The organism is Woronichinia naegeliana WA131 (assembly GCA_025370055.1).
Lineage (GTDB): Bacteria > Cyanobacteriota > Cyanobacteriia > Cyanobacteriales > Microcystaceae > Woronichinia > Woronichinia naegeliana.
Map to the genome: position 1 here is coordinate 5,502,415 of CP073041.1, position 19,369 is coordinate 5,521,783.

General features: G+C 41.2%; 21 protein-coding genes, 1 tRNA gene and 1 pseudogene. 12 read left to right on the plus strand and 11 right to left on the minus strand.

Annotated elements, in window-relative coordinates:
* Positions 1-468 precede the first annotated feature (468 nt).
* Together KA717_27710 and KA717_27715 are read left to right on the plus strand one after the other, a co-directional pair.
* Positions 469-2,187: an SNF2-related protein gene (locus KA717_27710; GenBank protein UXE59542.1), complete on the plus strand. Its 1,719-nt coding sequence runs from the start codon at positions 469-471 to the stop codon at positions 2,185-2,187.
* Positions 2,188-2,236: 49 nt separating this feature from the next.
* Positions 2,237-2,594, plus strand: a pseudogene (locus KA717_27715) (class I SAM-dependent methyltransferase).
* 25 nt (positions 2,595-2,619) lie between these two features.
* On the opposite strand, the gene KA717_27720 reads toward KA717_27715, so the two are convergent.
* From KA717_27720 to hpnK, 9 genes are all read right to left on the minus strand, one after another.
* Complete coding sequence (locus KA717_27720) at positions 2,620-3,090, minus strand: universal stress protein (GenBank protein ID UXE59543.1); 471 nt, start codon at positions 3,088-3,090, stop codon at positions 2,620-2,622.
* A gap of 97 nt (positions 3,091-3,187) precedes the next feature.
* On the minus strand, positions 3,188-3,832 hold the full coding sequence (locus KA717_27725; protein ID UXE59544.1) for a DUF4276 family protein: 645 nt from the start codon (positions 3,830-3,832) through the stop codon (positions 3,188-3,190).
* A gap of 22 nt (positions 3,833-3,854) precedes the next feature.
* Complete coding sequence (locus KA717_27730) at positions 3,855-5,432, minus strand: AAA family ATPase (GenBank protein ID UXE59545.1); 1,578 nt, start codon at positions 5,430-5,432, stop codon at positions 3,855-3,857.
* Positions 5,433-5,495: 63 nt separating this feature from the next.
* Positions 5,496-6,659, minus strand: coding sequence for a pyridoxal phosphate-dependent aminotransferase (locus tag KA717_27735; protein ID UXE59546.1), 1,164 nt, complete (start codon positions 6,657-6,659; stop codon positions 5,496-5,498).
* A 178-nt stretch (positions 6,660-6,837) separates the two neighbouring features.
* Positions 6,838-8,019, minus strand: coding sequence for a citrate synthase (locus tag KA717_27740; protein UXE59547.1), 1,182 nt, complete (start codon positions 8,017-8,019; stop codon positions 6,838-6,840).
* A gap of 61 nt (positions 8,020-8,080) precedes the next feature.
* Positions 8,081-8,605: a phosphohistidine phosphatase SixA gene (gene sixA / locus KA717_27745; GenBank protein ID UXE59548.1), complete on the minus strand. Its 525-nt coding sequence runs from the start codon at positions 8,603-8,605 to the stop codon at positions 8,081-8,083.
* A gap of 151 nt (positions 8,606-8,756) precedes the next feature.
* A complete protein-coding gene (locus KA717_27750) occupies positions 8,757-9,851 on the minus strand; it encodes a HAMP domain-containing histidine kinase (protein ID UXE59549.1) in 1,095 nt (364 codons plus the stop codon).
* A 9-nt stretch (positions 9,852-9,860) separates the two neighbouring features.
* Positions 9,861-10,688 (minus strand): hypothetical protein, encoded by an 828-nt coding sequence (locus KA717_27755; protein UXE59550.1) that lies wholly within the window; start codon positions 10,686-10,688, stop codon positions 9,861-9,863.
* Positions 10,689-10,706: 18 nt separating this feature from the next.
* Positions 10,707-11,555: a hopanoid biosynthesis-associated protein HpnK gene (gene hpnK / locus KA717_27760; GenBank protein UXE59551.1), complete on the minus strand. Its 849-nt coding sequence runs from the start codon at positions 11,553-11,555 to the stop codon at positions 10,707-10,709.
* Positions 11,556-11,811: 256 nt separating this feature from the next.
* Here hpnK and KA717_27765 point away from each other — a divergent pair, with 256 nt between their 5' ends.
* The 8 genes from KA717_27765 (at position 11,812) to KA717_27800 (ending at position 17,293) form a co-directional block, all read left to right on the plus strand.
* Positions 11,812-12,249 carry a hypothetical protein gene (locus KA717_27765; protein ID UXE59552.1) on the plus strand — a complete coding sequence of 146 codons (438 nt, stop codon included), beginning with the start codon at positions 11,812-11,814 and terminating at the stop codon, positions 12,247-12,249.
* Between the two features lie 29 nt (positions 12,250-12,278).
* A complete protein-coding gene (locus tag KA717_27770) occupies positions 12,279-14,687 on the plus strand; it encodes a tetratricopeptide repeat protein (GenBank protein UXE59553.1) in 2,409 nt (802 codons plus the stop codon).
* The gene (locus KA717_27775; GenBank protein ID UXE59554.1) at positions 14,687-15,181 is read left to right on the plus strand and encodes a GNAT family N-acetyltransferase; all 495 of its coding nucleotides are present in this window, start codon (positions 14,687-14,689) and stop codon (positions 15,179-15,181) included. Before KA717_27770 ends, KA717_27775 begins: the two co-directional genes overlap by 1 nt.
* A 13-nt stretch (positions 15,182-15,194) precedes the next feature.
* Complete coding sequence (locus KA717_27780; GenBank protein ID UXE59555.1) at positions 15,195-15,608, plus strand: XisH family protein; 414 nt, start codon at positions 15,195-15,197, stop codon at positions 15,606-15,608.
* Positions 15,596-15,940 carry a XisI protein gene (locus tag KA717_27785; GenBank protein ID UXE59556.1) on the plus strand — a complete coding sequence of 115 codons (345 nt, stop codon included), beginning with the start codon at positions 15,596-15,598 and terminating at the stop codon, positions 15,938-15,940. The genes KA717_27780 and KA717_27785 overlap by 13 nt, the downstream gene beginning before the upstream one ends.
* Positions 15,941-16,103: 163 nt before the next feature.
* Complete coding sequence (locus KA717_27790) at positions 16,104-16,523, plus strand: DUF29 domain-containing protein (GenBank protein ID UXE59557.1); 420 nt, start codon at positions 16,104-16,106, stop codon at positions 16,521-16,523.
* Between the two features lie 30 nt (positions 16,524-16,553).
* Positions 16,554-16,988, plus strand: a complete 435-nt coding sequence (locus tag KA717_27795) for a XisH family protein (protein ID UXE59558.1) — start codon at positions 16,554-16,556, stop codon at positions 16,986-16,988.
* Positions 16,961-17,293 (plus strand): XisI protein, encoded by a 333-nt coding sequence (locus tag KA717_27800; GenBank protein UXE59559.1) that lies wholly within the window; start codon positions 16,961-16,963, stop codon positions 17,291-17,293. The genes KA717_27795 and KA717_27800 overlap by 28 nt, the downstream gene beginning before the upstream one ends.
* A gap of 74 nt (positions 17,294-17,367) precedes the next feature.
* Here KA717_27800 and KA717_27805 read toward each other — a convergent pair whose 3' ends face one another.
* The gene (locus KA717_27805) at positions 17,368-17,544 is read right to left on the minus strand and encodes a hypothetical protein (protein UXE59560.1); all 177 of its coding nucleotides are present in this window, start codon (positions 17,542-17,544) and stop codon (positions 17,368-17,370) included.
* A gap of 554 nt (positions 17,545-18,098) precedes the next feature.
* Here KA717_27805 and KA717_27810 point away from each other — a divergent pair.
* Positions 18,099-18,587: a crossover junction endodeoxyribonuclease RuvC gene (locus KA717_27810; GenBank protein ID UXE59561.1), complete on the plus strand. Its 489-nt coding sequence runs from the start codon at positions 18,099-18,101 to the stop codon at positions 18,585-18,587.
* A 55-nt stretch (positions 18,588-18,642) separates the two neighbouring features.
* Here KA717_27810 and KA717_27815 read toward each other — a convergent pair.
* Positions 18,643-18,714 (minus strand) — tRNA-Asn (locus tag KA717_27815).
* A gap of 162 nt (positions 18,715-18,876) precedes the next feature.
* Here KA717_27815 and KA717_27820 point away from each other — a divergent pair.
* A complete protein-coding gene (locus KA717_27820) occupies positions 18,877-19,350 on the plus strand; it encodes a hypothetical protein (protein UXE59562.1) in 474 nt (157 codons plus the stop codon).
* The last annotated feature ends 19 nt before the right edge of the window (positions 19,351-19,369 follow it).

Below are 19,369 nucleotides of genomic sequence, written 5' to 3' on the forward strand. Positions count from 1 at the left end.
AGATAAAAACTCTTGTTTCTTATGATCAACCTAATTTGAGCAAGATTGGTCTCTAAATCCTTCTTCAAGTAACGAAAATTCAGTCCTTACACCACGTTAATACTAGAAATAGACGGAAGATAAAAAAATACTCAAAACTTAGAGATTTACCTAGTTTTTGGGAAGAGAACTTACAGAAATCACTTTCTCTGTGGTAAATGATACCGATTTGTATGCCTAGTCCATGTCATAACTCAAGGCGGGGTTGTCTTCTCATACAAACAGAAGCCAATATATTAATCAGTTCTTTTAGTAAGCTGGACTAACCAGTGGGGATGAATTAGGTATTGTATTTATGGACAGAGAACACTATTGCTTTGTTTATAAATTCCAAGTTTTATTGTAATTATCATTTAAAATCTCTCAAGCGATCGCAATTAACAGAGCAAAAACTGCTATAATTTCATCAAAAGTTTCTTCTTCCCAATAATGCCCTCTCTCAACATCTCCCACACCTTTAAATTCACCCCTTCCCTCGCCCTAGAAGCCCTACAAAACCAACGATTTGATGATCTAGACCACTATCAAGTGCGTTTAGACCTGTTTAACCTGTCCATCATGGCAGACTACGATCAACTCCTTTGTTTGCCCACCTTAAACGCCATTGATAAATATTGGTATCAAATCGAAACCGCTAGAAAAGTAATGCGTCAATTAGGTGGTAGGGCCCTATTAGCAGATGAAGTCGGACTCGGTAAAACCATCGAAGCAGGATTAATTTGTAAAGAATATTTAGCCAGGGGACAAATTCAATCTATCTTAGTCTTAAGTCCCGCCTCCTTAGTCTCCCAATGGCAACATGAATTAAGCGAAAAATTTAACATAGATAGCATCACCACCGACTCTAAATCACTCCAACAAAACCCCGAAGAATTTTGGAATAATAATCAAAGAATTGTCGCCTCTTTACCGACTGCCAAATCCGCCAAACATTTTCCTTTTGCCACTGGACGCAATTGGGATTTAGTAATTGTCGATGAAGCCCACCATCTCAAAAATAGGAATACCCTTTCCTGGAAACTCGTTAATGCCCTCAATAAACGCTTCATTTTAATGTTGACCGCGACCCCTGTACAAAATTCCTTAGTCGAATTATTTAACCTTTTAACCCTACTCAAACCAGGACTATTAAAAACCGAAGCCGCTTTCAAAAAAGAATATGTAATGTCGGGCAATGGTCGCGTGCCGAAAAATCCCGAAAAACTGCGTCAATTAATGCGAGAAGTGATGGTACGCAATACCCGCGCCTTAGTAGATGTTAAACTGCCCAAACGCTTTGCGACAACCATTTCTGTGACCCCTTCCCCTGCCGAGAAAAAATTATATCAAGATGTAACCGAATTTTTGCGCCATCCTGATGTTCCCCTTGATAAACTTTCCACCACTAATTTATTAATGCGTGCAGGGTCTTCTCCTAATGCCTTGACCGATTCTCTTAAACAACTCAATAAACGCATCGAAAGTGATGTGTTGAAAAGCTTAGTCAAACGTGCTGCCCAAGTTAAAAAAGCCGAAAAAGCCAAAGCCTTAATTGATTTATTGCAACAATCTAGTCAAAAAACCTTAGTGTTTGCTACCTTTAAAGCTACCAGTGATTATTTACAAACCATGCTTCAGGAAGCAGGCATTGTCTTTGTCACCTTTCGCGGCGATATGTCTCTCAAAGAAAAAGATGCGGCCATAGAAGCCTTCCGTAATGAAGTGCCAGTGCTTTTGGCTTCGGAAACAGGGGGAGAAGGTCGTAATATTCAATTTGCCAATGCGATCGTCAACTATGATTTGCCCTGGAATCCGATGAAAATTGAGCAACGCATTGGACGGATTCATCGGATTGGACAAGTGCAGGATGTGTTTATTTTTAATTTTTGTTTAAAAGATAGCATTGAAGAATATATTTTAAGCGTTCTCCATGATAAAATTAATATGTTTGAGTTAGTGGTTGGCGAAATTGAGACAATTTTGGGGAATATGGATGAAGACTTAGATTTCAGTGAAATTGTGCGGGATTTATGGCTTAAAAATCAGGCTAAACCAGAGCTAGATTCGGCTTTTAATCAGTTGGCTAGTGATTTATTAAAAGCGAAGGATAGTTACAAAGAAGCCCAGGAATTGGAGGAGCAAATCTTTGGGGAAGACTTTGAGGCTTAATAGAACTCTTGCAACAGTCTGAGAAGTCCCCCTTTTTAAGGGGGATTTAGCCGATTATGTGCAAGCAATGGCGGAGTCCATGCCCTTTGCCGACGCTGAATTTGATCTCGTGCATACCAAGTGTGGCTCTCCATGAAATGACTCCAGAACAATTACAGCAGATTTTGCAGGAAGTTTATCGGGTCTTAAAACCCAATGGTATTTTTACCTTCATTGATCTGCACCGTCCCCACAATTTTCTGTTCTGGCCACCCTTATCTATTTTTCTTTGGCTTTTTGAAACGGAAACTGCTTGGCAATTGATTCAAACGGATTTAACCAGGATTTTAAGCGCAGTGGGTTTTCGCGATTGTCAAATACGGGATTATGCGGGCGGTAGTTTACAGGTCATTCAATCTAAAAGGTAAGGAAAAGAGTTGACTACTGTGTTTTTTAATCTTGATGCTGGACAATTAAGACTGAGCAAAGAGCTTGATGTACGATGTAGTTGCTGACACTGCCTAAAAAGATTTCTGAGATTCCTTTTAAGCCTCGTCGTCCTAACACAATTAAATCAGCTTGCCAACTTTTAGCCATATCGCGGATTAAACGACCAGGTTCGCCAATTTTACAATTGCATTCGGTAGTAACCCCTTGCTCTGTAGCCATTTGCTCGTACTTTTTCAACCATTGCTCCGTTTCAGTCATCTCTTGATGAAGCTGTTCATGAACGTGTTGGGAAAAGTTCAGCATTTCCTCACTGTAAAAACTCGGATAGGGCGTTAAAATTTGGCTTTCTATCGGTACACAATGAAAGAGCATTAGGGTAGCCTGGCTCTGTTTTGCCAGGACTAAACCCTGTTGAAAGACCTCTTGGGATAGCTCCGAACGATCTAGGGCGACCAAAATTTTTTGATAAGACATAATTGTTTTCTCCGATTTGTAATTGAAATAATTTAATACTATTTTAAGATTAAAACCAACTTTTTTTGTTATTTTAGACTAAATTATTTATACTATTTTAGGTTAGATCACTAATCCAACCGCGATCGCCAAGGGTCTGCTTAAGTTCAGATTCCAAGTCCATAAAAGCAGGTAATTGTTTTAGGGGGTGAAAATCGTCAATCAACTCAGCTATTCTTGCTCTTGCGATCAAAAATTTTTGGGATTTACGAGAAGAATGACCACGAGCAAGCTCCAGTAATGCTTTCAAATTTTCTTTTGGATCAGATAGTTTCTCAATTGTAGAGGGTTTAGGTAGATTTAGGGATTGACTGCCTTTGGGATTGCCTGCTGCTTCTCTAATCGCCTTTTCATCTATTAAAAGCCAGGCTTCAGTCATTTTAACTGGAATTACACAGACAACAGGTAATTTGACATCTTCTTTGAGCAAGTTAACGGCCTGATGGATTTCCGATACTCTTTTTTGACGGGTTTCTTTTTCCGCGTCACGATGAATAAACAATAAATCACAGGGATAAAGGGCGATCGCTTTTTCAATTCTATCTTCTAATTTTTTAGGCGGATGAGGAAGCCGTGCTAAATCGGCCCAAGCTGCCTGAATAGGGATGTTAACACCTAGCTCCATCAGTAACCAATTGAGAATCGGCATTAAGGCACGGTCTGAACTGCCATCGGTAATCAGAGTATAGCGAATTTCTTTCATAACTATAACTCTGGAAAAAGGGTTAACTGACGAATATCCTCTTCCAAATTTTTTTCGGCCTAGTATTTTTAGATATAGAAGTTTTAGGCTGCTCATTCTGTGAAGTTTCATCAAAAATATCATCTTCATCTATTGCTTGTTCATCAATCACAGGATTAAGATAGGGCAGTAATTTTCCCATCGAAATAATACTAATATTTTCGTTCTCAATCTTCGTTCGCCAGGTATCCGGTAAACAACTAAAACAGACTCCTTTATAGCGATGGTTATTAGCGATCATTTCTTTTAATTCTGCCACTAACAAACTATCTTCTGGAACCTGTTGAACAACGGCGGGAGAGTGGGTATTGATAATTACTTGACGCAGAGGATTATTAACATCTACAGGACTATTGACATCGGTTGCAATACTTTGTAATAAATTCAGAATGGCAGGGATTCGTTCGGGATGGATACCATTTTCAGGTTCTTCTAAGCCCATAACACCTTGATTATTCGGATCAAGAGCAAGAACCGCTAATGCTAAAAATCGCAATGTGCCATCACTCAGAGCTTTTGCTGGATGGGAAGTTCCGTCTTTTCCCGTCACTAATAAAGTGAGAAGCTGACGTTTTTCATCTCGATCAATACTAACACTCCTTACATCTGTAATTAACTCAGCCAAACTATTGGCAATTTGACTATAAACTTCCTCAATATTTTCATAATCTGATTCTTCTACTAATTCGTGAGCAAGACGGTATAAAGCCGCAGGTAAATGGGAACCATCCATTCCTAAAACGGCTTCCGATACGGACATAAAATCATCCGGTTTTCTGAGGGCCGAAGGTTCCAATTGCAGAATGCGCCAGGATTGCATTTCTCGACGCGCTAATAAGGCGGTTGGGCTTTCGGTTGCATTCGCATCAGATAAAACAGTTCGAGGTAGTTTTTTAGCTAAGAATCGTCTGGGCTTCCCTCCCGCTCCCCTTCTTCGCCCTTTTTCCGTTCCACTGTCCTGATGAAGACGAATTGCTAGGTCTGAAACGACTTCACTATCTGATTTTGATATGTTATCCGATTGCTTCCCTGTTGAAATATAAGGGGCCTTTCTCGCTTGAGCCTTGAAAACTGAATTTAACCATAAAGAAGAATAGTTAAACCTTAAACTTTGCTGAAGTTCTGTCTTATTTTTAATATGAACTAATTCTTCCTGTAAAATCTCTAAAGAACCCGAAGATTTTAAATAATTCTGAGAATCCACATATTTCAAAACCAGAGTGTAACGCAGAAAAGTGCTGCTGGCTTCTGCTTCTTGTCCTAAATCATCCATACCTGTTTTAGGAATGATCATTTCCACTTCAAAACGCATGGTTTCGTCGTAGCTGTCTCCTACCCGATGAAAAAGACTTTTAATATCTGTTGTTTTGCCACTCTCATCCCGCACCGATTTGGCCGCTTCGATTAAAGAGCGATCGCTTAAGGCACTTAAAAATTGAATAGCATCAAAAAGATTGGACTTGCCCACTCCATTGGCCCCTGCAATACAGGTAAAGGGAGAAAAGCGAATGTCCACATTTACAAGATTCTTAAAACCAGAAACTTTCAGCCTTGTAATCATAGTTTTGATTATATCAGGCTACCCAGGCGATCAATAATTTATCGCCTTTAGAAATTCTCCCTTTTAAAGACGACTAACAAATTTAGCTAACCGATCTAAGCCTTTTTCTATGGTAGCCATATCGGTCGCATAGGAGAGACGAATACATTGATCATCCCCAAAGGCAATGCCTGGAATAACTGCGACTTCCAGACTTTCCAGCAATTTATCAGAAAAGGTAAGGGAATCTAAACCTGTTTGACTAACATCCACAAACACATAAAAGGCTCCCATGGGAGTCGGACAACTCAGTTGAGGAATGGCATTGATCCCTTCGACAATCACTTTACGCCGTTCGGTAAAGGCCGTTAACATGGTTTGGATACAATCTTGAGAGTCTTGCAAAGCGGCGATCGCGCCATATTGGGCAAAGGTACAGACATTAGAGGTACTATGACCCTGGATAGTGCTGGTTTTTTCGATTAGCTCCTCTGGCCCCGCTAAGTAACCAACGCGCCAGCCCGTCATGGAATAACTTTTGGCAAAACCGTTACTAATAATAGTGCGCTTAAAGGCCTCTTCGCTGACGGCTCCAATACTCAAATGTTCTGCGCCATCGTAGAGAATTTTTTCATAAATTTCATCAGACACCACTAAAATATCGTTCTTTACCACTACCTCAGCCAAGGCTCGAATCTCCTCCGGCGTATAAACGGCTCCTGTGGGATTAGACGGAGAATTGAGCACAAATAATTTGGTGCGTGGTGTAATAGCAGCCTGAAGTTGTGCGGGTGTAATTTTGTAGTCAGTGGCTGCCGTTGTCTCGACAATGACAGGTGTTCCCTCTGCTAATTTGACCATTTCGGGATAACTGAGCCAATAGGGAGCGGGAATAATGACTTCATCCCCTGTTTCAATAATGGCCAACATCAAGTTGAACAGAGAATGCTTACCGCCATTGGTGACAATCACATTTTTCGCTTCGTAACAGAGTTGGTTGTCCTGTTGAAGTTTGAGGGCGATCGCTTGACGTAATACGGGTTCTCCGGCAGAAGGGCCATAGCGAGTTTTTCCTTGATCCAGGGCCAACTTAGCGGCGGCTGTAATGTGGGCCGGTGTGGCAAAATCGGGTTCTCCGGCCGTAAAACTACAGATATCAATGCCCTTGGCTCGCATTTCCTTGGCTTTGGCCGTGATTTCTAAGGTAATGGAAGGTGGAACTTGGCTAACACGCTGTGTAAATTTCATCGTAACTATCCCCTAAATCAATTGTGATAGCAAAGGTAATAAACCGATTCAGATGTCTGAATATTGTCTCACTGTGGCACTGAAATACGGGGCAAAATTGATTTTTCACAACCGTAATTTATCAACTAATCTTGATTTTTACAGTGCAGTACTTACTAAAAAGATAGACTGGCAGGAGTTAAGCTTCAACTTTTTCTCGACCATGAATAGGAACATCTCGTTCCTGAATTGGCAAATAGGCCAGGTCATGTTCACCAACATAAATTTGGGTGGGACGATAGATTTTATTCACCGTTAATTGTTCTTTCCAATGGGCTAACCAACCGGCGACACGGGCGATCGCAAAAATGGGCGTAAACAAATCCGTGGGAATGCCTAATTTACGGTAGAGTAAGCCTGAATAAAAGTCCACATTGGCATAGATACCCTTGGAAGCTCCCACATACTCTTCGACCGTCTTTTCCAATTCAACAGCGATGTCATAGTATTCATCGTGGCCCATTTTTTCAAAGAGTTGCTCTGCCAGACTTTGCAAGATAGTAGCACGAGGATCTTTGACTTTATAAACCCGATGGCCAAAGCCCATAATTTTTTGCTTATTGGCAAGACAATGTTCCACAAAGGGACGAACCTTTTCAGGAGAACCAATATCCTGCAACATGGTTAATACTTCTTCATTGGCTCCTCCATGTAACGGCCCAGCTAAAGTTCCTACCGCCGAGGCAATCACCGCATAGGGATCGGTCAGGGTCGAAGCTGTCACCCTAGCGGAAAAGGTAGAAGCATTCATCGTATGTTCGGCATGAAGGATTAAGCAAATATCAAAAATCTTGGCAGCCAAAGGATCAGGCTTGCGTTCCGTCAACATATAGAGAAAATTTGCTCCATAGTCGAGATCGTCGTTGGGCTGAATGGGATCATTCCCCTTACGAACCAAATGAAAAGCTGCCACCATTGTGGGAATTTTGGCTAACAAGCGAACAACCGCAGCACGGATATAGTTGGGATCATCCAAAGCGCGACGAGCATAGAATAAACCTAGGGCAGCAGCAGACGTTTGCAGTGCGTCCATGGGGTGTCCCGTTTCAGGAAAACACTTCATCATGTCCCGGATATGAAACTTGACGCGGCGATGATAGCGGATTTCCGTCTCAAACTCTTCTAATTCTTCTTGGGTAGGCAGTTTTCCCCAGATTAATAGGTAGGCTGTTTCAATAAAACTACTTTTTTCAGCCAGTTCTTCAATGCGAATGCCCCGATACTCTAGAATTCCGTTTTCTCCGTCCACATAGCTTACGCGAGACTTGGCGGCGGGGACACCAGCCAGTCCATCTTTAAAATCACTTATTTGCATGGCCATTCGAGTATTCCGATAAAAATATAAACTAACGCAAGGACACTGATGTCACTTTAACAAATGGTTATCGCTTTATAAGCCTGGAACAATGATCATCCGATGACAACCACTTGGGGGAAGTGAGCAGAAAAAGTTGTCCCTGACCTTCTGCGATCGCCGTTTCAGCAAAGTTAACTCCGATAATACCGGCTTTTTTAAGAATAAGTTTATCCCGAACCTCTCCCCATACCAATTTTTCCGCCCAGTCTCCTAAGTCAGGCTGATGTCCCACTAGGGCCAGACAGTCATCGGGTTGATAGGAAGAGGCAGCTAACCGATCTAACAAATCTTGGAGATCGCCAGCCGGTGCTAAGGCGGTTAATACTTCCAGTTGGGACGTTAATCCCTGCTCTTGCAAAATTTGGGCTGTTTGTCGCGCTCGAACGAGGGGGCTGGTGAACAGATGGGCAAAATGAATGTCCAATTGTCGAATTTTTTGGGCCACTTGAATAGTCTTTTCTTGACCTTTAGAAGTTAAGGGGCGATCGCTGTCCTGGGAATAATCTAGAGGATCAGCCGCAATGCCATGACGAATAAAATAGAGGTTCATTGTCAGTAAGTAAGTGGGCTTAATTAATTGTTAGATAGTAGAACAGGCTTCTAGCCTGTGGACGGGCAGGATGCCCATCCCACGTTTTATATTTAATTGTAACCAGCTACTTAAGAGTAAATTCAGATTTTAGATTAATTTTAGATCGACTTTAAACAACAGGTAAACAAAATCGAAATTGACTACCTTTTCCCAACTCACTTTCTACTTCTATTTTTCCTCCTTGTAACTCTACCAAACGACGGGCGATCGCCAACCCAATGCCAGTGCCTCCAGAATAGCGTGATCTTGATTTATCAGCCCGCCAAAAACGCTCAAAAATTAAAGACAAATCCTCTTGGTCAATGCCAATGCCAGTATCAATAATCGCCAGCCATAGCCATTTTTTCTCTCGCCAAGCCTTGAGGGTAATCGAACCATTTTCAGTATAACGGATAGCATTACCTAAAAGGTTGACTAAAATCTGTTCTGTCCGATCTAAATCAGCAAAAACTAACGGCAAATCTCGCGGCGATTCTAACTGTAAAATAGGGCCATCTTCAAGTAATTGATCCCTAAATTTTTCCACTAAACTTTCTAAGAGCGGATAGAGTTGAAGCGGTTGGCGATTAATGGATAAATAACCCGCTTCTGCTTTGGATAGTTCCTGTAAATCTGAGGTTAAACGTTCTAATCGTCGGGTTTCTTGCACCATTTTCTGAAATAGTTCTTCTGAAGGTTCAATACGATGATCCGCTAATTCTTCTAAATAGCCCCTAACAACGGTGAGAGGGGTGCGAAGTTCATGGGTCAAATCACTAATTAATTCTCGACGACGATTCTCGACATTTTCTAAACTATTGGCCATGCGATTAAAACTGTAACCCAGTTCATTGAATTCAGGAATTGCACTTTCGGGCATTCGCTCCTGAAGATTGCCAGCCGCTAGTTTATGGGTAATATCTTTCATTTGATTAATCGGTTTCATAATTCTTTCTGCTGCTAAATAACTTAATCCACCTGCTGCACTAGCTCCAAAAATAATGGCCCAGCCAGCACTGCCATTCCAAGCCGTTTCAAAGCCTTTAATTAAATAAGTACGAGCAGAACGAACGGTAATAAAACCTTTATTTTCTAGTTCTTCTAATCGTAAGATAAACATCCTCGGCGAAGAGAGTTTCGCTAAAATAACAAAGCTGCTTAGTCCCACTAGCATGACAATAAAATGGGAAAGAAATAGTCTTGTACCTAAACTGAGTTTGGTCATAGCAAGAACCTATTGATGAATAACAACTCCAAAACCAATGAGGGTAATACCAAACAATCGCTCCCGTCCAAATTCTTCCTTAAGCAGAAACTTCGCACCGACCATACTACTAATATAGGTTAGGGCTGTTGCCGGACGCACAAAACTAATATCAGCCCAACTTAAAACCGAAATAAAGATGACAAAGGCGATCGCTTGACAGGCAATACCACTCAGGACAGTAGGATTGGTGATAATTTGGCGCAATACCACGAGAATCTGGGAGAAATTCATTTTACCAATGGCCCCAATTTTTTTCATCCCCAGGGCTAAAAGGAGATCGCCCGCCGAATCCGCTAGAGATAGAACAATGACGGCTAACCAAGTTTTAGAGAGAGATAAGCCTAAGGGGAATAAAAAGAGAGGAATATTGCGGGATTTAAGACTGATCTTCGCTAAAGCAGGGGTTTTAAGTTCACTATTGGGTCGCTTACTCAATCCCACCAGTAAAACTCCTAGGGAAATAATAAAAGTACTGAGCCAACGCAGAGGAGCCACCTGTTCACCCAAAAGCCAACTCGCAAAAACAGCATTAACAACGTAGCTAAAGGCATGAATGGGTAATACGTAACTGAGATCTAGACGGGAAATGGCGGTGAGATATAAAGCTAAAGAACAGACTAAGAAGAAAATAGCTGCCCAGATCCAGATATTAGTGAGCAAGAAAAAGAAAAGAGGAATTAAACTCGGTAAATCCAATGGGTTTACTGTCCCAAAGGTTTTCATGGCATGGCTGATTCCAATATCTCCTAAGACCTGAGTGATAATCAGGGCGGCTAATAAAAAGAAAGTTTTCACTAAAGCTGAAGATTGCTGTTAATTTGAGGGTTTGATTTGGTGGTAGTTTACCAGTTGGAAGCCTTCTTTTTTTAGGCGATCGCGGACGGCAGGACTCAATAGGGCTTGTAGTTCTAGAGGGCCAGTGGGATTGACAGCATTGGGTAAGCGATCGGGATGGGCATAGATTTCTACCAGGGTTGCCTGAATTTGGGGAAGTAGTTGCAATAAATAGAATTCGCTAATCTTACCGGTTTGCAACAATCCATAAACTCTCTCTGTCGTCAGAATTCCCGCCGATTCCAATACTTTTTCGCCATGACGACGGAGTTGGCCAAACACCTGCGACCAGAGAATTTTAGTTAATAAGTTACTAGAATCAATAGCCAGATTAAGTTTTAATTCTTCTTTTGGTAAACGAATAAAGGGAATAGAAAATTCTGAAGCTAATTCTTTTAAAATATTTAAAACGACCGGATGAACGTGCAGATGTAAATGGCCATCCACATGGGATAGGGATAAACCTGTTTGTTGAAATTTTTCTAATTGGGCCCGAATTTCTAGGGCTAATTCCTGTCTGGCAGCTTGATTAAATTGATAGGTTAAACCAGCTTTAACAGCATCATCAGGAAAATTTCCCTGACTATCAACCAGATGGGGAATGGTCGTAGCGGGTAATACTGAGCGACCACAGACCAACACTAGATGTAAACCAACACCGAGATCGGGATGTTGTTTGGCTAGGGTAACGGCTTCTTGACAGGCAAGGCCAGAAACCATCAAACTGGTGCTCGTTAAAATGCCATTTTTGTGAGCCTCAATAATCGCTTGATTGACGCTAGAGGATAGTCCAAAGTCATCTGCATTAATAATCAATTGTTTTATCATTCTTTGACTATTACTAATGAATAATTTTTCTATCTACTATACACTTTTTCCTCACATTCTAAAGGCATATTGCGCTCTCCTCTAAACTCTGAACCCAAAGCGTGATCGCCCCTTCACCCTTCACCCTTCCGTCTAAATCTAAGAGGTATCAGCTTTATCGGCCTGATGTAGAGGCTTTAAAGTAGGAGTTAAGGAGGCTTTTGGGTAAGGTAAACAGTGTTATTATGACTTTTATCTAAGTTATAGAAATACGGCTATGGCAGATCCTTTAACGGCTGGGGCCTTGGTGGCATTAGCGGCGCAAAAATTCATTGAGTCGAGTGCAGGTGAGTTAGCCAAGAAATTTACAACTGAGGCGATCGCTAAAATTCCTGAGCTATGGCAGCAAATTAAGAACAAGTTGCAGGGAAGATCGGCTAAGGTCGATGAGGCTTTGGTGAAGTTGGAAGCGGGCGATCGCTCTGGTATTGATACCGTGACTAAAAATCTTGATGTGGTGTTGGATGATGAGCCAGAGTTTGCGAACGAGCTAAAACTTTTAGCGCAAACTATTCAAGCTGGCAAGATTCAAGACAGAAGTACGATGATGCAGAACAATTCTGATAATGCGAGAGGTTGGCAGACTAAAGTTGAAGGTGGTACTGCTTACATTGGCGAGATTCATATTCAACATGGTCAAACTCCAAATTCTTAGTTAAAAAGCTTAGTTAATGGTGATCGCTTATGTCAGATTTAATTACGCAACTATGTCAGCTAACGGCGGAAATCCTGCAAAATAATCCTCATGCGGATTTGGCTCGGTTGGTGGGACTGGTGAAGCAGGGTATTGATGCTAATTCACGGTTAGGTGAGGCAATTCAAAGCGATCGCCAATTGATTCAAATCAATGAAGGCAATGCAAAAGGGTTTCAAACCTTGGTTACGGGTGGTATTGCTAATATTGGCGTTCACCTAAATGATGTGAATCGGGAAACGTTACAAGAGGTTTTACAGGAGGCTCTAGGAGACTTACTAAAGTCACTGCAAAAGCGGATTCCTAGCAATGTGCGACAGGGTTCCAAAAACTTTGTGGGACGAGAGGAAGAACTTGCGGAAATTCATTCAAAACTGCAAGAGAGGCAGGGCGTAATCGTCTGTGCGGTTGAAGGTATGGGCGGTGTGGGTAAGACCGAACTTGCCCTGCAATATGCGAATCGCTATCAACAGGAATATGTGGCGCGGTATTGGTTGTCCTTGCGAGAGATGGGATTAGCTCAGGTGGTTGTGACTATGGCTAGTCCTTATCTTGACTTACCCGAACCAATGCAATCGGCTAGCTTAGATGAACAAGCGGCATGGTGTTGGCAAAACTGGTTGCCTGAGACTGGCAAGTTATTAGTGATTCTCGATGATGTGCCGAAGGCGGAGAGCATTCCCGATGTGGCGATGCCGATCGATCCGCGTGTGCGGGTATTGGTAACGACGAGAGAACGGGAATTAAATGTGGGCTTTGAATCTGTACCTCTGGATGTGCTGTCAGAGGAGAAAGCTCTGGAACTGTTGAGAAAAATAGTTGGCGCAGCAAAGGTAGATAAAGAACTTGTCACCGTCAAGGAAATTTGCAAAACTCTGGGTTATTTGCCTTTGGGTTTAGAGTTAATCGGTGAATATCTGAGCAAAAATCGTTTTCTGACTTTTGCCAAGTTACAAGAAAGGTTAAACCTTGCCGATGAATCAATTGCACGGGAACGCAAGTATCGGTTTTATGCCCATCGTGGTGTGGAAGCAGCAATTCAACTGAGTTGGGATGACATTAGTGCTGACTCTCAGAGAGTGGCGACGTTGTTAGGGTTATTTGCGCCTACAGAGATTTTGTGGGAGTTGGTGGCAGCAATTGGATTAAGTGCCGAAATTACGGAAGTAGAACTCAATGAGGCAAGAAGACAGTTAGATAGTTTGCATTTGATTCAACCAGTTGATGAAGAATGCAACTTTTACAAGATTCATACCCTAGTGCGCGAGTTCTTCCGTGCCAAGCTATTAAAAGCTGAAGAAAATCATCAGTTTCGGCAAGCATTCGTAACCAGTTTGCTTTCTGTTGCTAAAGAAATACCAGAAATGCCAATGAGAGATCTGATTGCAAAGGTAGCTCCTGCTATTCCCCATTTGGATATGCTGAGTCGCGAAATGCTTGATGATATAACCAATCCTGAAGAAGACTTATGTTGGGCATTTGAAGGAGTTGAAGTGTTTTATTTTTGCCAAGGGCTATATTCGCTCGCAGAAGATTCACACTTGAGATGCTTAGAAACGACAAAAAATCGGCTGGGAGAGCATCATCTCCTTGTCGGTGATAGCCTCAATAACCTTGCGCTATTGTATAAATCGCAAGGACGTTACAATGAAGCAGAACCTCTCTATCACCAAGCCATACAATTGTGGCGAAAACTTTTCGGAGAAAGCCATCCAAATATTGCTATAGGTATCAATAACTTAGCAGAACTATACCGTTTTCAGGGGAAATATGAAGAAGCAGAATTGCATCATCGTGAAGCTCTACGATTGCGGAAAGAACTCTTTGGTGAGTATCATTCTGATGTTGCTCAAAGCCTCAACAACTTAGCGATAATATACCACAAACAAGGGCGGTATTCAGAAGCAGAACCTTTGCATTACCAGTCACTGCAATTATGGCGAGAGATTCATGGAGAACGTCACCCCATTATCGCTACTAGTCTAAATAATCTAGCAGAATTGTATCGTTTATTAGGGAGATATGAGGAAGCAGAACCACTCTTTCTTAATGCCCTCTTATTAAGTCAAGAGCTTCTCGGAGAGAGTCATCCTGATGTCGCTCAAAGCCTAAACAACCTGGCGATACTGTATAGGTCACAAGGACGGTATAAAGAAGCTGAACCGCTCAGTCAAAAGGCTTTACTAATGCAAGAAAAACTTCTTGGAGAGAGTCATCCTGATGTTACTCAAAGCCTCAACAATCTCGCAGAAATTTACAAATTACAAGGGGATTACAGCAAAGCTGAACCTCTCTATGTAAGAGCATTAGACATTCTGGAAGTTTCGCTAGGTAAGGAGCATCCAAATACAAAAACTGTTCGCAATAATCTCCAATCTCTACGCGATCTACAAAACTAATGAATATGACTCCTAAAAGTATTGTGACTATTTATGATAAACAAGGGCGTGATTACCAAATTGAAGTTAATGAGCAAGAATCCATTCTTTCGCTTAAAGTTTATCGTTCGCTGCATGGACTGAGGAATATGGTCGGTCATATCAAGTGCATTTTTAAGTCTCATAATGAAATGCTTCTAGCAGATATTCACTTTGAAGACAACATAGCCCGTAACCCACTAGGACGCATTTATGCATTTTTTCACCAAGAACCGAAAAGCTACCGCAAACTGGGACTAGGAACTGCCACACTAAAATTTCTTATCAAATATGTTAAGGAGAAAGGAATCAAAAAGCTTCATGGGTCAATAACTCAACGCGATCTTAATGCTAAACCGAACCTAATCAAATGGTATCAAAACAATGGTTTTACAGTAGAAACTCTAACGGTTCAAGAAATAGAAAATAGTGTAGCCAGAATCTGTCTTTACCCTCAAAATCAAGGAAAAAGTTAAAAGGAAAAAGGAAATGGCAAAAGATTTATTTCATGATGCAGTCAGAAATGCCCTAATCAAAGATGGTTGGCAGATTACTGAAGATCCATTATTTTTGAAAATAGGAGGAGTTGAACTTTATATCGATCTTGGAGCCGAAAAATTAATTGCTGCCGAACGAAACAACGAAAAAATCGCCGTAGAGATCAAAAGTTTTATCAATCCTTCATCGCTAACGGACTTTCATCTAGTGATCGGACAATTTCTTAACTATCGAGTAGCATTAAAAGCAAGAGATCCAGAACGCAAACTATTTTTAGCAGTTCCAAATACTGCCTACGCAAGCTTTTTTCAAAAAGAGTTTGCCTATATGGTTATTGCTGAATATCAATTGGAAATCTTTGTTTACGATATTGAAAACGAGGTAATTATCACATGGAAGATCTAGAAAAAATCGCCAAGTATCGCACCATTATCAAAGATATTTTGGGACACTATGCCTCCTACAAACCCTCTCATGGCGAGATCGAGATGCAGTTTCTATCGGATACAGAACACGATCACTATCAAGTATTAGGTGTGGGATGGGATCAAAAAACACGAGTTTACGGTTGTTCCATGCACTTAGATATTAAAAATGGCAAAATTTGGATTCAAATCAACAATACCGAACTCGATATCGGTCAAGCCCTCGTCGAAAAAGGTGTCCCAAAAGAAGATATCGTCATCGGTTTTCAGCCCGTTTATATCCGCCAAGTATCAGGCTATGCGATCGCCTAACTACCAAAAAAATATCTGTAATTTTTAAAGCAGCCAAGCGATCGCGAGTGTATTTTGGTTTTGATTTAGGCGATCGCGTTGAGCAGATTGGTTCTAGAGAGGTGAACGCAACTGGTGATACTGTTTTTAAAGTTAAGCAAACCATAGATTAGGGGAAAAAAGTATGGAAGAGTTGTTAGAATTACGGACATTGCTGATTGGTGGCAATATCTCCGATGCTTTGTTATTGGTGGAGGAGATGACTGAGATGAGCAAAGATGACAAGCTGAATAAAATTTATAGTTTTGCCAAAATCTTGCTGCTCCATTTGATCAAACAACAGGCGGAAAATCGCACTACAAGGTCATGGGATCTGTCAATCAAAAATGCGGTACGAGAAATTCAGCGAACCAATCAACGACGCAAGGTTAAAGGGAATTATTGTGAACCTTCAGAACTACGAGAGACTTTGGAAGATGCCTATGATATTGCGTTAGATGCGGCGGCGGCTGAGGCTTTTGAGGGGAAATATGAGTCGTCTAAGTTGGGCGAAATGGTTGATCGTGAAGCAATTATTGACCGTGCGATCGCTCGTTTAAGTTAGAATTAGTTACAGTCAATCTTAATTCCCTTTATGGCTGCCAAAGATATTGTCCATGATATTGTTCGAGAGGCTTTAGAAAAAGAAGGATGGTTCATTATTCGTGATCCTTTTTTTCTAAGAGTTAGTGAAAATATTGGTATGTTTGTTGACTTGGCCGCAGATAAACTACTTCTCGCAGAAAGAGAGACGCTTAAAATAGCAGTCGAGGTAAAAAGCTTTGTTGGATTATCAAATTTAAGCGATTTTCACTTAGCCGTTGGTCAATTTCTCAATTATCGCTTAGCATTAGAGGAGCTTGAATCTGATAGAATTTTGTATTTAGCTATTCCTGATGATATTTATAACACATTTTTTCAAGATAGTTTTATCCAAAAAGTTATTGATGCTTACTCTATTAAATTAATAATTGTTAATCCTAAAAAAGGAGAAATTACCTTATGGAAACCCTCACCTATCAGAAATTAATTCAAAATATTCTTCAAGATTATGTGGCTCAACATCCTAAAGATGAAAATATAGAAACTCAGATAATTTGTGATACGCAAAACCATCACTATTTATTATTGTATGTGGGATGGGAAGAGGAAAAGCAGGTTTATGGTTGTCCCATTCATGTAGATATTAAGGATAATAAGTTTTGGATTCAGCGAGATTTTACCGAGGTTGGTGTCGCTAATCAGTTATTAAAGGCTGGAATTTCTAAGGAAAAGATTGTGTTAGGGTTTCGCTCTCCTTTTAATCGTCAGTTTACAGATTTTGCGGTAGTTTAGTTTTGCAATGGGCGATCGCGGTTTATTTTCTCAAGTTGGCAAGAGGGCGATCGCGGTTTATTTTTATAAATTAGTCAAAGGGCGATCGCAGTTTGTTTTTGTAAATTGATAAGCAGGCGATCGCGGTTTGTTTTTGTAAATTGATAAGCAGGCGATCGCTCTAAAAATGGTCTTGCTGTAAAATTTTCGTTGATTATATCTGACGCGAGCTCGAAAGCCCTATCGTACCGTTTCACAGGATAATCTATCAACGAATTATTTACAGGTAGAAAATGGTTAAAATAGCTTATAAGATTTCTTGAGGAAATTCTAATGTCAACATCACGCTCTGTAACTTTATCATTACCGATAGATTTGTTAAACAAGGTCGAAGTCGTTATCCAAAACCAAAATGAAGAATAGTTTGGATGAGTTTGTTACTTTAGGGTACCTCGAAAAATCGAAAGATTTTATAAAAACAGAGTGGGAGTGGGCAAAGAGGCTCTAACTTAGAGAGAAGAGTCATGATAAGGAGGCGAAAATGGTCAAAAGACAAGGAAGAATCAAAAAACGCCAGTCAAGGCAGTCAGCAATTCTCAGTTTTAGACACAGCAAGCCTTTTAGGGATTTAAAGAACATTTTAAAGGGGGTTTTTGGGGCAACCCTAGGTGTACTATCATGTCTAAAAGCCTGAAGACTCGTAAAATGAACTTCTTAATCCCGTTGAATTTTACCCCATATTACGCGAACTAAAACCTGAAACCCTTGCTACAGCGCAAATTTAGAATTGCTGGCACCCCAGCAATCTTAGGAGTCCAATATTTCGATGAATAGCCGTTGGTTAGGGATTGATCCTGGTTTGGCCATTATTGGCTGGGCAATATTAGAAGGCAATGAACAGAGTGAGGCTAGATTACTCGACTATGGCACGATGGAAACCGACAAAAGTTTGCCGACTCCAGCCCGACTATTGGAAATTGAACAGGATGTTAGTGCTTTAATAGCGGAGTTTAAACCCGATCAAGTGGCGATGGAAATGCCTTTTTTTAGTCGTCAGATCAAGGCGGCAGGGGGAGTTATTCAAGCGGTTGGGGTAATCAATTTAGTCATCTATCGAGAAGGCCATTGCTTGCCGATTCTGTTGCACCAATCAAGTTGGAAATGTCATTTAGGCAATGGCAGAGCCACAAAAGCCGAAGTGGCGGAAATGATCCAGCAGTTTTTCGACTTAGAAGATCTTCCTATTGACGACAGTGTAGATGCGATCGGGATTGCTCTAGCTGCCTTAAATGGTGTTCGGAATGATATTCAGTAGAAAAACACTATTAAGATCAATATCGTAAAAAGATCTAGACAGGAATTAAAGGGAACTCCCCGGGTAGGATTCGAACCTACGACCAATCGGTTAACAGCCGACCGCTCTACCACTGAGCTACCGAGGAATGGTTGCAACAGTCATGCATCATAACAATAACTGAGGAAATTTTGCAAGGGGGTTGACGATATTTTTTTTCTGACCCCTAAACCGTCTGTATTGTCGAAGCTATTGTCGGCGATCGCCGTTGAGTTTTATCCTATAAGTAGAACGCTACTCTCCTCTTACTATGTTGACTCACCACCGTCTGCCGGTTTGCCTGTCGCTGATTTCCACCGATTTACCCATTCTCTCCACCATAGAGACAGCGGCCACCCTCTATCAGCAAGAGCAGGGACGTTTCCATCTTTTACTGCATCAATCGCGGGAAGTCGTTGTGGGAGTCAATCCAGGCGTTGTAATGCCCGCCCCGCCCCAATTGCTTTGGTTAGAAATTTCGGCCAATCGGGTTATTTTGACCTTACAGGGCAATAGCCAATTTTCCTATCGGCATTTTTGGGAAAAAGGAGTCTATGGTATTAGTCGCTACTGGCTCAATGATGGCAATCAACATTTAAGTGACTCATTTCGATTACGCAACTTTACTCGTGACCTTACCTTAACGGGAGATATCCTACCGGAATTTTTACGGGTTGAATACGAACTCTGGTCAGCCAAACTTTGTTTAGGTCATTATGTTCTCCATTTAGAGATTTATCATTGATTCCCCCCCTCTCCCAGTC